Origin of the sequence: Chromobacterium sp. ASV23 (genome assembly GCF_016428945.1) — a bacterium.
In the GTDB taxonomy this organism is placed as follows: Bacteria; Pseudomonadota; Gammaproteobacteria; order Burkholderiales; family Chromobacteriaceae; genus Chromobacterium; species Chromobacterium sinusclupearum.
Genome location: NZ_JAELTR010000080.1, coordinates 1 through 13,454 on the forward strand (window position 1 = coordinate 1; position 13,454 = coordinate 13,454).

Sequence of the window (13,454 nt, forward strand, 5' to 3'; positions counted from 1 at the left end):
TGATGGCGGCTGATTGATATTGTTCAATCTCTGCCCATAGGCGTGTCGCCGCCGCGACAGCCAGAAATGCCGCGTCTAATGTCATCGTAGTTGGCGAATCCGCGCCTCGCAGCATGCGGTCAAGCGATGGACGAAAAAAAACCGAAGCGACGCTTCGGTTTTTGGATAGGCCAGGGTCTGCCGCTTAAGACATGTTCACGATTTTTTGGGCTTTGAATCCGCTACGCGGATTACCGTTTTCATAGCCGGGGCTACCCGGCGTGCAGGGAGGGGATATTTGCTTGGCCAAAGATCGTGAACACGTTCTTACATCTTGACGCCCAGTTCGCGCAGGCGCTCGTCCAGATAGCTGCCGGCGGTGTGGCGGTCGGACAGCACCACCTCCGGGCGCGGGTGCAGGAACAGCGGCAGCGAGACGCGGCTTTTCTTCGCGCCCTCGCCGCTGGGGTTGACCACGCGGTGCTGGGTGGACGGGTAGTAGCCGGCGGATGCCTCCTGCAGCATGTCGCCGATGTTCACCACCAGGGTGCCGAAGTCGCAGGGCACGTCGATCCAGTCGCCGTGCTTGTCCTGCACCTGCAGGCCCGGCTCGTTGGCGGCCGGCAGGATGGTCAGCAGATTGATATCGCCGTGGGCGGCGGCGCGCAGCGAGCCGGCCGGCTCGTTGCCGGTCAGCGGCGGGTAACGCAGCACGCGCAGCAGCGTCTGCTGGCTGCCTTCAATCATGTGCGACAGCGGTTCGCGGTAGTTGGCGGCGATGTCGGACGGGGTGTATTGCTGCACCCAGGACAGCAGCTCCTGCGCCAGCTGGTTGGCGATGCCGTAATAGCGGTCGGCGTCGGCCTTGAGCGCAGGCGGCACGCGGCCCCACGGATAGATGTGGAAATATTCCTTGATGTCCTTGAGCGTGGCGCCCTTGGCGGTTTCCGACACCTCCGGCGAGAACCAGCCGTCCTGCTTCTCCACCGAGAAGGCGTAGTCGAACTTTTCTTCGCTGTTGAAGAAGCCCAGCCATTCGGCGTAGATCTTCTCCACCAGGTCTTGCGGGATGGGATGGTTGGTCAGCACGCCGAAGCCGGTTTCGTGCAGGGAACGGGTGAACTGCTCCGCGGCGTCCGGGGCGCGGTAATCGACAACTCTGACGTTCATGGGGTGGTTTTCCTGATGAACCCGGCGCCGCCATGCAATATCGGGGCGGTCGCCGGCCGCGCGCATTGTAGCGGCTAAGCTACAGGCCGCCAAGCCGTTGGCATCGAGACTGTTGGAAAACTACCAAGAACCGGCGACCTTGCCGGACAAGCCCGCCAGGGCCGATTCCACGCGGACGCATCGGGGCAGGGCGGTCAATCGAATGGGCAGCGCGGCGGCGACGGCGGCAAAGCCAGCTGTACTTTCATTACAGGCCGGGCCGCCGCCGGGGAAAGGCCTAGGGGCTGTTGACGTTTGGTGGGCGGTCGCGCCGGGATGCGTTTTGCGGCGAATCGAGGCGTTTCGCGCGCCGCATAGTCATTCTCTGCCAGCGCGGAACAACGAAGAGTCGGCGCGAAAGGCACCCGGCCCTGCGGGTTTGGCCGCTTTGGGCCGGAAGCCACGTTGCCCAGCCCTTGCATAGAATGACTATGCGGCGGACTGTGCGCCTTGCTTCCGGCCCAAATCGGCTCAAACGCGATCCACTCACCAAACGTCAACAGCCCCTAGACCCGCTGATCCATGTCCAGCGCCGGGGTGCCGGGACAGGCTTGCGCCACCACCCGCGCCGGCACGCCGGCCACCGTGGCGTGCGGCGGCACGTCCTCCAGCACCACGCTGCCGGCCCCCACCTTGGCGCACTCGCCGACGCGGATATTGCCCAGCACCGCCGAGCCGGCGCCCAGCATCACGCCGTCGCCTATCTTAGGATGGCGGTCGCCGCGCTCCTTGCCGGAGCCGCCCAGCGTCACGCCGTGCAGGATGGACACATTGTTGCCGATGACGGCGGTCTCGCCGACCACCAGGCCGGTGCCATGGTCCAGCATCACGCCTTCGCCGATGCGCGCCGCCGGATGGATGTCGGCGCCGGTCACTTCGGAAATGCGGTTCTGCAGGAACAGCGCCAGCGTGGTGCGGCCTTGCTGCCATAGCCAATGCGTGATGCGCTGGCTCTGGATGGCGTGAAAGCCCTTGAAATACAACAGCGGCGTGGAATAGCGGTCGCAAGCCGGGTCGCGCTCGTAACAGGCGCGGATGTCGGCGCGCATCGCCGCGCTGATGGCCGGATCGGCCTGGAAGGCTTCGCGGAACAGTTCAAGCAGCGCGCGCGGGTCCATCACCGGACTGGCGAGCTTGCTGGAAAGATGGAAGGCCAGCACGTCTTCCAGCGTGGCGTGGCGCAATACGGTCATGTGCAGAAAACTGGCCAGCAGCGGCTCGCTGTCCACCGCAGTCAGCGTTTCGTCGCGGATGGCCGACCACAGCGGATCAAGCGGGGAGGCACTCATCAGGTACTCCAGTGACATCTAGTCAAATAGTGTAGCGTGCCACAGTCCGCGCCAACAGACAAAAACGCCGCGCCGTCAGAATTCACCGGCCGCCGCGACTAAACTCAAAGCAGGAGAACCGCGATGAAACGTCTTGCGATCTGGCCGTTGCTGTTCAGCCTGGGCGCGCTGGCCGCCGCGCCGGAAGTGCCGGGCTGGCATGAGTATCAGGGCGGCCGGCTGGCCGCCGCCCGCGTCGCTTTTTGGCAGGCGGCCGAGCACGGCGACCGGGTAGCCGCCTTCGACCTGGCGATGATGGACTGGCGCGGCGAGGCCGGGCCGGTGGACAAGCCGGCGGCGGTCTTCTGGCTGAAAAAGGCGGCCGATCTCAATCTGGCGCAGGCACAGCATGCGCTGGGCCTGCTGGCCGAGCGCGGCGACGCCGTGCCCAAGTCGCTGACCGAGGCGACGCGCTGGTTCACGCTGGCCGCGCGGCAGGGCTATCTGGCGGCCCAGCTGGACCTGGGCACCCAGTATTTCCTGGGGCGAGGCGCGCCGCAGGACGACAGGCTGGCCGCGTACTGGTACGAGGAGGCGGCCAAGCAAGGCGACGTCGGCGCGCAATACCTGACCGCGAGCATGTACGAACACGGCCGCGGCGTGAAGCAAAACATTCCGGCGGCGATACGCTGGTATGCCCGCGCCGGAGCGCAGGGCGACGCCGGCGCCCGCGCCAAGGCCCTGGATCTGGCCAAGAGCGAAATGGCGCGCCGCGCTCAGAACGCGTCCAGCGGCAGCTTCAGGTAACGCACGCCGTTGTCTTCCGCCGGCGGCAGCCGGCCGGCGCGGATATTGACCTGGATCGATGGCAGCAACAGCCGCGGCATGTCCAGCGTCGCATCGCGCGCCTGGCGCATCTTCACGAAGGCCGCCTCGTCCACCCCGTCGCGCGCATGCAGATTGGCGCGACGTTGCTCGGCCACCGTCACGCGCCACGCCGGCTCGCGGCCCGGCGGCGGATAGTCGTGGCACAGCAGCAGCCGGGTTTCGTCGGGCAGCGCCAGCAGCTTGCGGATGGAACGGTACAGCGTGGCGGCATCGCCGCCGGGAAAATCGCAGCGCGCGGTGCCCACGTCCGGCATGAACAAGGTGTCGCCGACAAACACCGCGTCTTCCACCTGATAGCCGACATCGGCCGGCGTATGGCCGGGCAGCGCCAGCACGCGGGCGCCCAGCTCGCCGATCCGGAAGGTTTCTCCGTCGCCGAACAGATGGTCGAACTGCGAGCCATCGCAGCGGAACGCCGGCTCCAGATTGAACACCCGGCTGAACGTGGACTGCACCTCGTCTATGCGCCGGCCGATGCCGATTTGGCCGCCGGCTTTGTCCTTCAAATACCCGGCGGCGGACAAGTGGTCGGCGTGGGCATGGGTTTCCAGTATCCACTGCAGCGTCAGCCGCTGCTCCATCAGAAAAGCCAGCAGCCGGTCCGCTCCATGGCGCGCGCTGCGGCCGGAGCTGGGATCGAAATCCAGCACGGGATCGATGATGGCCGCGTGGCCGCCAGGCCGGTCGTAGACGATGTGGCTGATGGTATGGGTAACGGCATCGAAAAAGCTCTCGATCTGAACCGGCATGTTCTCCTCCGCGGATGGGCTTTACTTCATTATATTAAATCATATAATGTATTGAAGTATAGCCGATAAAGACCTGTCCCTCATGCCCCCATTTTTCGCCCGCCGCAACGTAAGGCGCATTGCGCCTGTTCCCGGAGCCCTTGCATGCTGCTGATGCTGACGCTGGGCATGCTGCTGGGCGCGATATTGGGGCTGACCGGCGCCGGCGGCGGCATTCTGGCCATTCCGGCGCTGATGGCCACCCAGGGCTGGAGCTTGCCGCAAGCCGCGCCGGTAGCGCTGCTGGCCGTGGTCGCGGGCGCCGCGCTTGGCGCCTATGAGGGCTGGCGCCGCCGCTTGGTGCGTTACCGCGCCGCTTGGCTGATGGCAATCAGCAGCTTGCCGTTCACCGCGCTGGGCACCCGGCTGGCGCAGCAATTGCCGAGTGCGTGGTTGACCGGGCTGTTCGCGCTGGCCATGCTGACCGTGGCCTCCCGCACCTGGCGCGCCGCCCACCCCGATGCCATCCTGTCCCAGGAGCCAAGGCAAACGCTGTGCCGGCTGAACCCGGACACCGGCCGCCTGCGCTGGAACGTGCTCAGCGCCGCGGCGCTGGCCGGCGTCGGCGCCTTCACCGGCTTGCTGACCGGCCTGCTGGGCGTCGGCGGCGGCTTCGTCATCGTGCCGGCGCTGCGCCGGCTGAGCGATCTGGGCATGCACGCCATCATCGCCACCTCGCTGCTGGTGATCGCACTGGTCGGCAGCGGCGGCGTGGTCTCCGCGCTCTGGCACGGCGCGCGGCCGCCCTTGCTACTCAGCGCCGGCTTCGTGCTGGCGGCGATGGCCGGCATGCTGCTGGGCCGGCGGCTCAGCACGCGGCTGTCACCGCAGCAACTGCTGCGCGGCTTCGCGCTGCTGGTGGCGGCCATAGGCGTCGCCATGCTGTGGCGCGCTGCCGCCATCCTGCTCTGACGCCCAGCAAAAAGCCGCGGACGCGCCGCGGCTTGAGCCAAGCAGACAGCCGATCTACGGCTCAGATATAGGCTTCCTCGCCGTGCAGGCTGACGTCCAGACCGGCCTGCTCGACAGCGGCGCCCACCTTGACCGGCGTGACGCGGTCGATCAGCCACAGCATGCCGTAGGTGAAGCCAAACGCCCAGGCGCCGGAGGCCACGGCCGCCACCACCTGTTTGAACAGGAAGCTGGCGTCGCCGTACAACAGGCCGTCGGCGCCAGCGGCATTCCAGCCCTTGGTGGCGAACACGCCCAGCAGAATGGTGCCGAGCAGGCCGCCCACGCCATGCACGCCCCACACATCCAGCGCGTCGTCCCAGTTCAGGCGATTCTTCAACTGCACGGCGTAGTAGCACACCACGGCGGCGATCAGGCCGATCACAGCGGCGCTGCCCAGCGACACATAGCCGGCGGCCGGGGTGATGGTGGCCAGGCCGGCCACGGCGCCGGTCAACAGGCCGACGAACTTGGGTTGCTTGGCATGCGACCATTCCAGCAGGAACCAGGCGGTGCCGGCGAACGATGCCGCCACGTCGGTATTGAGGAAGGCGGAGGCGGTCACCGCGTCCACTTTCAGCTCGGAACCGGCGTTGAAGCCATACCAACCAAACCACAACAGGCCGGTGCCCAGCGCGATCAGCGGCACATTATGCGGCTTGTTCTCCACCAGGGAACGGCGGCCGACATACAGGATGGACGCCAGCGCGGCGAAACCGGCGGTGTTGTGCACCACGATGCCGCCGGCGAAGTCCAGCACGCCCCACTTGGCCAGCAGGCCGTCCGGGCTCCACACCATGTGGACGAAGGGGAAGTAGACCAGCACCAGCCAGCCGGTCAGGAACAGGAAGTAGGCTTTCACCGTCACCCGGTTGGCGAAGGCGCCGGTGATCAGCGCCGGCGTGATGATGGCGAACATCATCTGGTAGGCCACATGCACGATCAACGGAATGCCGGCGTCGTTGCCGGCGTACATGCTGTTCAGCGTAATGCCGCGCATGAAGGCGTAGTAGGTAGGGTCGCCGATGATGCCGTGCCAGCTGGGGCCGAAGCACATCGAATAGCCGAAGGCGAACCACAGCACCGTGGTCCAGCCCAGAGACATGAAGCTCTGGGCCATGATGGTCAGCACATTCTTGCGGCCCACCAGGCCGCCGTAGAAGAAAGCCAGGCCAGGGGTCATCAGCATGACCAGGCTGGCGCACAGCAGCATGAAGCCGGTGTTGCCGACATTGATAGTCGCGGTTGGGGAGAGCATGGTCCAGTCCTCATTCAAACAAATATTAGAAAATCGTTTTGCTCGAATATTGATACTGGGGATGGCGGATTTACCTGCGTCAGATCAAGTTCTTATCTGGACATTAACAAATGTAAACAATTTGTAAATCCATGATTTCCGCTTATCCATCCTGCCGCTGCTTGGCCTCCTCCATCGCGCGGAGTCAGTCGTCGAAACTGAACCCCTCGCCGCTGCCGGCGCGGATCGCCTCGGCCAGCGTGGAAAAGAATTCCGAGCCGTCGCGGCCGGCGATCCAGGCTTCGCCCTGGCGCGCGAAATGGTAGCCGCCGCTCTTGGCGGCGATCCACATCTCCTGATTGGAAGCGTGGCGATTGACGATGACTTTCTCGCCGCTGTCGAACTCGATCTCCAGCACATTGCCCTGGCGCAAGGTATCGACATCCAGCTCGTGATCGTCCAGCGCCTGTTCGATGCGGTCGAAAATGGCGTCGCTCAATTGCAGAAATTCGCTTTCGGTCATGATGGCTTCCTGATGGCGCCGCCCGGGGACAACACGGCGCGGCGGGGTTTTGCTAGTATGCTGATTTTGCCATAACGGATCATTGCCAGTATGCGTACCCTGCTCGCTTGCGCAAGTTTGTCTCTATTCCTGGTCGCTTGCGGCTACAAGGGCCCGCTGGTCCTGCCCAAGGCGCCGGCCGCTCACCATGAGCCGGCTCCGCCCAAACCGGCCGCGTCGGCGCCCGTCGCAGCCAAACCCGCCGCCTCCGCCGCCCAATAATTCCTTTGGCATAAGGATATTTCCAGATGGTGGCTTGTCTGAACAGACTCTTGGCCTAGAATGGCCCAATCAACTGGAATGCCAGGAATTGTCATGCCACATTACGCGCGCCATCTGGAACACCACACCATCGTCAATCCGTTTCCCGGCATCGCCAAGCTGGAAGCGGCGCTGGGCCACAAGGTGGTCAATCGGCTGGGCGCCAACGAAAGCCTGGCCCGCGCCGATTCCCCGCTGCTGGCGCAATGGGGGGAGGCGCTGGCCGAATTGGCCAGGCTCTATCCAGACCCGTACGCGCTGGCCTTGCGCGAGCGCGCGGCGCAGTTGCACGGCGTCGAACCCAGCCAGGTGCTATTCGATAGCGGCGCGGACAGCCTGATCCTGCTGGCGCTGCGCTTGCGCTGCAATGCCGGGGACGCCGTGGTGTGCAGCGCCGGCACCTACCCCGCCTTCCGCTACTTCGCCGAAGGCGTAGGCGCGCGCATCCTGGAAGTGCCGTATCGCCCACATGGCATCGGCCTGCGGCCCGACTTGGCGCGGCTGTGCGAAGTGGCGCAGGCCGAGCGCGCCGTGGCGCTGTATCTGGCCAACCCGGACAATCCCACCGGCCACTACTGGTCCGCCGCCGATATCCAGGCGCTGCGCCAGCAGCTGCCATCGAGCACGCTGCTGATTCTGGACGAAGCCTACGTCGATTTCTGCACCGAGCCGCAAGACGCGCCGCCGGCCGGCGCGCTGCCCAACACGCTGCGGCTGCGCACCTTGTCCAAGGCCTACGGCCTGGCCGGCCTGCGCGTCGGCTTCGCGCTGGCGCCGGCCGACATCATCGCCAAGGCCGACCAGATTCGCCCGCAATACGCGCTGTCCGGCCTGGCCCAGCACGCCGCGCGGCTGGTGCTGGACGATCCGGACTACTCGCGCCAGCTGGTGCAGGCCACGCTGCAGCTGCGCGACAAGCTCGACGCCGCGCTGCGCGCGCGCGACCTGACCGTGCTGCCGTCGCACACCAATTTCGTCGCCGTGCTCTATCCCAACGCCGCCGCCGCCGAGGACATCCAACGCCGGCTGCTGGCCGACGGCATCGCCGTGCACCGGCCGCCGCACCCGGCGCTGCGCCATCTGCTGCGCGTCACCGCGCAGCCGTCTGCCTTGTCGAGCAAGGTGCTGGATGCGCTGGCGGGACACTGAGCAGCATGCGCCAAGGGCTGTTGATTGTTATCCGCGCCTCAGGGCGGTGAACTTAACGCCGCCGCGCGCGGCCTAAAATCGGGTTACCACCCTGATCGTGGCCCTGTCGCATGTCCGAGTCGATTCCCCTGATTGCCTTGCTGGCGCTGTATTTCGCCGCGCTGTTGCACGCGCTGCGCCAGGCTTGGCGCACTTGCCGTTTATATTGGCTGGCTTGCGCGCTGCTGCTTGCCGGCAGCGCGCTGTTGATGCTGCTGGCCGAACCGGCCACGCCAAATTCCGGCGAGATGCCGCCCGGCTTCGGCCTGGGCGCGATGCTGGCGCAAATCGGCATTGTCGCCACCGCCTGCGGCGCGCTGTGGCCGCGCATCCGGCAATGCATGCGCCGCTCATGACAGGCCGACGTGCCGCCCATTGACCGCCGGCGATGCGAAAGACATAATCGCCGGACGTTTTTCAAAGCGGGATCTCTGCCTAGGCGAGGTCCCGCCTTGTATTAGGCCGCCGCGCCAAAACAATCGCCTGGCAGGGCGCATCGGGCTGCGGCGCCGCACCTGAAAACGAATAAAACCGGGATGCGGCTCGGATCGGCATCCCTTCTTCCGTTTTTGAACACGATACCCACATGATGAAAACCCACCTCCCTCGCGGCCTGGCGGCATGGGGCCTGCTGGCTGTCGCCACAGTCTGCCTTGCCCGTCCCATCCCCGTGCGCGACGACGGCGAAACGCCGATCACGCTGCAAGGCATTGTGATCGGCCCGCTCACCTCCGGCGACAAGGCGGAAGGCACGCTATTCAAGGCCTATCACCTGAAACTGGCCAAGCCGATGCGCTTCGACGACGGTGCCGATTGCGGCCTGCAGGATAAAACCAGCCTGGCGCTGAGCCAGGAAGACATGGGCCGCTACAGGGGCAAGACCATCACCGTGCAAGCCAAAGTGTTCTGCCAGGTCAACCGCACCGGCACCTATCATCTGGGCGACATCGTCGTCGTGGCGCGCTGAAACAGTTGCCAGCGGCACGCAGCGGCATCGTTCTCCACGCCAGCGGATGAGGCGCGGCGGTTTGGCCCGGCGGCCGCCAACCGTTATCATCCCTCGCTTATCCACTGTTTTCCGGAGCCGACATGTTCCTGCCGCCCCCTCTGCCGCTGGCCGCCTTCGCGCTGCTTGCGCTTGGCCTGCTGTCCGCCAGCCTGCGCCGGCAACCGCCCGCCTGGATCGCTCTGGCCTGCAGCGCCCTGTTGGCGCTGGCGGCCGGCGTGCTGCAGCCGCTGGGCGTGGTCTTCGCCGCCGCCGCCGCCGGCCTGACGCTGGCGCAGCTCAAACGCCCGCGTCCTGAGCTGACCGTGGTGTGGATCGCGTTGCTGTTGGCGCTGGCGCTACACGCGCTGCCCGGCTTCGACAACCCTCTGCTGTGGCAAGGCAAGGCCAGCGCGGACAGCGCGCCGTACCGGCTGTTCTGGAGCTACGACAAGGGTCTGGCCGGGCTGATGTTGCTGCTGGGCCTCTCCACCGCGCCGCTGCCGGACAGGCAATTGGGCTGGCCGGCGGCGCTGGTGGGCGCGCTGGCGCTGCTGCTGACGCTGGGCATCGCCGCCGTCAGCGGCATCATCGGTTTTTCCCTGAAGTGGCCGGCCTGGCTCCTGCCCTGGTTGCTGGCCAATTGCTTCCTGGTTTCGCTGGTGGAAGAGGCCTTCTTCCGCGGCGGCATCCAGCGTTGGCTGGAGCTGCGCACCGAGCCTTTCGCCGCGCTGCTGGCGGCGTCGCTGCTGTTTGGCCTGGCGCATCTGGCCGGAGGCTGGGCCTGGGTGGGCCTGGCGACCCTGGCCGGCATAGGCTACGGCCTGCTCTATGCCGCCCGCCGCCAGTTATGGCTGGCCGTGTTGGCCCACCTAGGCTTCAACACCTTGCACCTGCTGCTGTTCAGCTACCCGAAGCTCGCGTGAATGGACGGATGACGGCGCGCTTCGCGCGCTAACTGTCTTGATATGAAAATAAAAAACCATTCCGAGTAAGCCTCGCTGTCGGTTAAAATCGCGGTCTTCGTTCACCATCCGCGAGCAGCACCGCCATGATTGAAGTCGGCATCGTGATGGGTAGCAATAGCGACTGGGAAGTGATGCAGCACGCCGCGCGCATGCTGAAACACTTCGGCGTCGCCTGCGAAACCCGCGTCGTCTCCGCCCACCGCACCCCGGACCTGCTGTTCCAGTACGCCGAACAAGCCGCCCAGCGCGGACTGAAAGCCATCATCGCCGGGGCCGGCGGCGCCGCCCACCTGCCGGGCATGCTGGCCGCCAAGACCCATGTGCCGGTGCTGGGCGTGCCGGTGCCGTCCAAATATCTGCGCGGCGAGGACTCGCTGCTGTCCATCGTGCAAATGCCCAAGGGCATCCCGGTCGCCACCTTCGCCATCGGCGAGGCCGGCGCCGCCAACGCCGCGCTGTTCGCCGTGGCCATGCTGGCGACGACGCGTCCGGAACTGGCCGAGAAGCTGGTGGCCTTCCGCCAGGAACAGGAACAAACCGTACTGGCGATGACGCTGCCGGAGATCGAATAATGGCCGCCATCCTGCCGCCAGCCATGCTGGGCATCCTCGGCGGCGGCCAGCTCGGCCGCATGTTCGCCGTGGCCGCCAAGACCATGGGCTACCGCGTCACCGTGCTGGACCCGGACGAGAACGCGCCCGCCGCGGCCTTCGCCGATCGCCACATCCGCGCGCCGTACAACGACCCGGCCGCGCTGCGCGAGCTGGCGCAAAGCTGCGCCGCCGTGACCACGGAATTCGAGAACGTCAACGCCGACGCCATGCGCGAGCTGGCCAAGACCACACGCGTCTCGCCGTCCGGCGACTGCGTGGCCATCGCCCAGGACCGCATTGTCGAAAAAAGCTGGATCAACAAGGCCGGCCTGCCGACGGCGCCGTACCTGGCGATCGAAAGCGTCGAAGACATCCAGGTGGACCTGGCGCCCTACCTGCCAGGCATCCTGAAAACCGCCCGCCTGGGCTACGACGGCAAGGGCCAGGTGCGGGTCAAAACCGCCGCCGAAGCGCGCGCGGCCTACGCCAACCTGGGCGGCCAGGCCTGCGTGCTGGAAAAAATGCTGGACCTGAAGCTGGAGGTCTCGGCCATCGTCACCCGCGTCAGCGCGGCGCAAAGCGCGGTGTTCCCAGTGGCGGAAAACATCCACAAAGACGGCATCCTGGACGAATCCATCGTGCCGGCGCGCATCGCCCCGGCGCTGGCCGCGCAGGCGCAGGGCATGGCCAAAAAACTGGCCGACGCGCTGGACTATGTGGGCGTGCTGGCGGTGGAATTCTTCGTGCTGGCCGACGACAGCCTGGTGGTCAACGAGATCGCCCCGCGTCCGCACAACTCCGGCCACTACACCCTCACCGCCTGCCTGACCGACCAATTCCAGCAGCAAGTGCGCGCCCTATGCGGCCTGCTTCCGGGCAAGACCGACCTGCTCAGCCCGGTGGTGATGGTGAACCTGCTGGGCGACGTCTGGAAAGAGAACGGCGGCGAACCGAACTGGGACGTGCTAGCCGAAGCGCCGAATGCCCAGTTGCACCTGTATGGCAAGAAAACGGCGCGGCCCGGCCGCAAGATGGGCCACTTCAACGTGATGGCCGCCAGCGCCGACGAGGCGCTGGAGCAGGCCAGGGCGTTGAAAGATACGCTGTAATTCATCGGGCGATGCCATCAGGCATCGCCCTTTTGCATTTCAAGGAAGCATGATGACCGGACTGAACACCACCAATCTGACCAGCCTGAAGAAGATCTACTCCGGCAAGGTGCGCGATCTGTACGAGATCGACGAGGCGCGCATGCTGATGATCGCCACCGACCGGCTGTCCGCCTTCGACGTGATCCTGGACGACCCGATCCCGGCCAAGGGCCAGATTCTGACCGCCATCTCCAACTTCTGGTTTGAAAAACTGAAGGACGTGGTGCCGAACCATCTGACCGGCGACCAGCCGGAAGACGTGGTGGCCGCGGCAGACCTGCCGCAGGTGCAAGGCCGCGCCGTGGTGGCCAAGCGCTTGAAGGCGGTGCCGATCGAGGCCGTGGTGCGCGGCTACCTGGCCGGCTCCGGCTGGAAGGAATACCAGCAGTCCGGCTCCATCTGCGGCGTGGCCCTGCCGGCCGGCCTGAAGGAAGCGGACCAACTGCCCGAGCCCATTTTCACCCCGTCCACCAAGGCGGCGGTGGGCGACCACGACGAGAACATCAGCTTCGCCCAGTGCGAGGCCATCGTCGGCTCCGAGCTGGCCGCCAAGGTGCGCGACACCGCCATCCTGCTGTACAAGACGGCGGCCGAATACGCGGCCACGCGCGGCATCATCATCTGCGACACCAAGTTCGAGTTCGGCCTGGACGAAAACGGCGTGCTGACGTTGATGGACGAGGCGCTGACGCCGGACTCCAGCCGCTTCTGGCCCGCCGACAGCTACCAGCCGGGCAGCAACCCGCCGTCCTTCGACAAGCAGTTTGTCCGCGACTGGCTGGAGGCCTCCGGCTGGAACAAGCAGGCCCCAGCCCCGGCCGTGCCGCTGGACGTGCGCGAGAAAACCGCCGCCAAATACCGCGAGGCGCTGGAGAGGCTGACCGGCTGAGTCCCCCATGCCGCCGGCCCCGGGTCGGCGGCATGCCTTGAGCATCAGGCCTGCTTGCGACTACTATCTACTGCCTGTCATACCGCCGCAACGCCATGAGCCTGATTCAACCGACACTCGACACCGCGCGCCTGAAACTGCTGCCGGCCCACTCGGACCTGACGGCGGCCGCGCTGGACTACCACAGCCGGAACCGCGCCCACTTGGAGCCATGGAATCCTACGCCAGGGCCACAGTTCTATACCGAAGCCTATTGGGCCATGCAGATGCGCCAGGCAGCCCGCGGCTGGGCAGAAGGCCATAGCGCCCGCTTCCTGCTGACCCTGCAGGGCGAACCGGAACGCATCATCGGCACCGTGGGCTTCAGCAATATCGTGCGCGGCGTGTTCCAGGCCTGCCACCTGGGCTACGGCATAGACCATGCCTGCGAAGGCCAGGGCCTGATGCGCGAGGCGCTGCAGGCGGCGATACGCTTCGCTTTCGACGAATTGAAGCTGCACCGCATCCAGGCCAATTACCAGCCGTCCAACGCGCGCA

General features: G+C 66.0%; 16 protein-coding genes. 11 read left to right on the top strand and 5 right to left on the bottom strand.

Annotation, left to right across the window (positions count from 1 at the left end; translation table 11 throughout):
• Window positions 1-306: 306 nt before the first annotated feature.
• Together JHD59_RS20260 and cysE are read right to left on the bottom strand one after the other, a co-directional pair.
• Window positions 307-1,149, bottom strand: a complete 843-nt coding sequence (locus JHD59_RS20260) for an isopenicillin N synthase family oxygenase (RefSeq protein ID WP_103317254.1) — start codon at window positions 1,147-1,149, stop codon at window positions 307-309.
• A 545-nt stretch (window positions 1,150-1,694) separates the two neighbouring features.
• Entirely contained in the window at window positions 1,695-2,477 is a 783-nt protein-coding gene (gene cysE / locus JHD59_RS20265) for a serine O-acetyltransferase (RefSeq protein ID WP_043627664.1), read from the bottom strand.
• 123 nt (window positions 2,478-2,600) lie between these two features.
• On the opposite strand from cysE, the gene JHD59_RS20270 reads away from it, so the two are divergent.
• Window positions 2,601-3,263 carry a tetratricopeptide repeat protein gene (locus tag JHD59_RS20270; protein WP_103317252.1) on the top strand — a complete coding sequence of 221 codons (663 nt, stop codon included), beginning with the start codon at window positions 2,601-2,603 and terminating at the stop codon, window positions 3,261-3,263.
• On the opposite strand, the gene JHD59_RS20275 is transcribed toward JHD59_RS20270, so the two are convergent.
• On the bottom strand, window positions 3,233-4,093 hold the full coding sequence (locus tag JHD59_RS20275) for an MBL fold metallo-hydrolase (RefSeq protein ID WP_199155562.1): 861 nt from the start codon (window positions 4,091-4,093) through the stop codon (window positions 3,233-3,235). The genes JHD59_RS20270 and JHD59_RS20275 overlap by 31 nt on opposite strands.
• Before the next feature lie 144 nt (window positions 4,094-4,237).
• Between JHD59_RS20275 and JHD59_RS20280 the strand changes: the two genes are divergently transcribed.
• On the top strand, window positions 4,238-5,044 hold the full coding sequence (locus tag JHD59_RS20280; protein ID WP_199155563.1) for a sulfite exporter TauE/SafE family protein: 807 nt from the start codon (window positions 4,238-4,240) through the stop codon (window positions 5,042-5,044).
• A gap of 61 nt (window positions 5,045-5,105) precedes the next feature.
• Here the strand turns inward: JHD59_RS20280 and JHD59_RS20285 are convergent, their stop codons facing one another.
• Both JHD59_RS20285 and cyaY read right to left on the bottom strand, forming a co-directional pair.
• Window positions 5,106-6,341: an ammonium transporter gene (locus JHD59_RS20285; RefSeq protein ID WP_199155564.1), complete on the bottom strand. Its 1,236-nt coding sequence runs from the start codon at window positions 6,339-6,341 to the stop codon at window positions 5,106-5,108.
• 184 nt (window positions 6,342-6,525) lie between these two features.
• A complete protein-coding gene (gene cyaY, locus JHD59_RS20290; RefSeq protein WP_103317246.1) occupies window positions 6,526-6,843 on the bottom strand; it encodes an iron donor protein CyaY in 318 nt (105 codons plus the stop codon).
• A 90-nt stretch (window positions 6,844-6,933) separates the two neighbouring features.
• On the opposite strand from cyaY, the gene JHD59_RS23360 reads away from it, so the two are divergent.
• The 9 genes from JHD59_RS23360 to JHD59_RS20330 all read left to right on the top strand — a co-directional run.
• A complete protein-coding gene (locus JHD59_RS23360; RefSeq protein WP_368671631.1) occupies window positions 6,934-7,104 on the top strand; it encodes a lipoprotein in 171 nt (56 codons plus the stop codon).
• A gap of 93 nt (window positions 7,105-7,197) precedes the next feature.
• Window positions 7,198-8,292, top strand: a complete 1,095-nt coding sequence (locus JHD59_RS20295; RefSeq protein ID WP_199155565.1) for a histidinol-phosphate transaminase — start codon at window positions 7,198-7,200, stop codon at window positions 8,290-8,292.
• Window positions 8,293-8,402: 110 nt separating this feature from the next.
• Window positions 8,403-8,687: a hypothetical protein gene (locus JHD59_RS20300; RefSeq protein ID WP_199155566.1), complete on the top strand. Its 285-nt coding sequence runs from the start codon at window positions 8,403-8,405 to the stop codon at window positions 8,685-8,687.
• A gap of 230 nt (window positions 8,688-8,917) precedes the next feature.
• Window positions 8,918-9,298, top strand: coding sequence for a hypothetical protein (locus JHD59_RS20305; protein WP_199155567.1), 381 nt, complete (start codon window positions 8,918-8,920; stop codon window positions 9,296-9,298).
• A 122-nt stretch (window positions 9,299-9,420) separates the two neighbouring features.
• Window positions 9,421-10,242, top strand: coding sequence for a CPBP family intramembrane glutamic endopeptidase (locus JHD59_RS20310; RefSeq protein ID WP_103317240.1), 822 nt, complete (start codon window positions 9,421-9,423; stop codon window positions 10,240-10,242).
• A gap of 125 nt (window positions 10,243-10,367) precedes the next feature.
• Window positions 10,368-10,856: a 5-(carboxyamino)imidazole ribonucleotide mutase gene (gene purE, locus JHD59_RS20315; RefSeq protein WP_103317238.1), complete on the top strand. Its 489-nt coding sequence runs from the start codon at window positions 10,368-10,370 to the stop codon at window positions 10,854-10,856.
• Entirely contained in the window at window positions 10,856-11,986 is a 1,131-nt protein-coding gene (locus JHD59_RS20320; RefSeq protein ID WP_199155568.1) for a 5-(carboxyamino)imidazole ribonucleotide synthase, read from the top strand. Before purE ends, JHD59_RS20320 begins: the two co-directional genes overlap by 1 nt.
• Window positions 11,987-12,038: 52 nt before the next feature.
• On the top strand, window positions 12,039-12,917 hold the full coding sequence (locus tag JHD59_RS20325) for a phosphoribosylaminoimidazolesuccinocarboxamide synthase (protein WP_199155569.1): 879 nt from the start codon (window positions 12,039-12,041) through the stop codon (window positions 12,915-12,917).
• A 95-nt stretch (window positions 12,918-13,012) separates the two neighbouring features.
• Window positions 13,013-13,454, top strand: a 442-nt coding sequence (locus tag JHD59_RS20330) for a GNAT family N-acetyltransferase (protein ID WP_199155570.1), incomplete at its 3' end; no start/stop codon positions are given.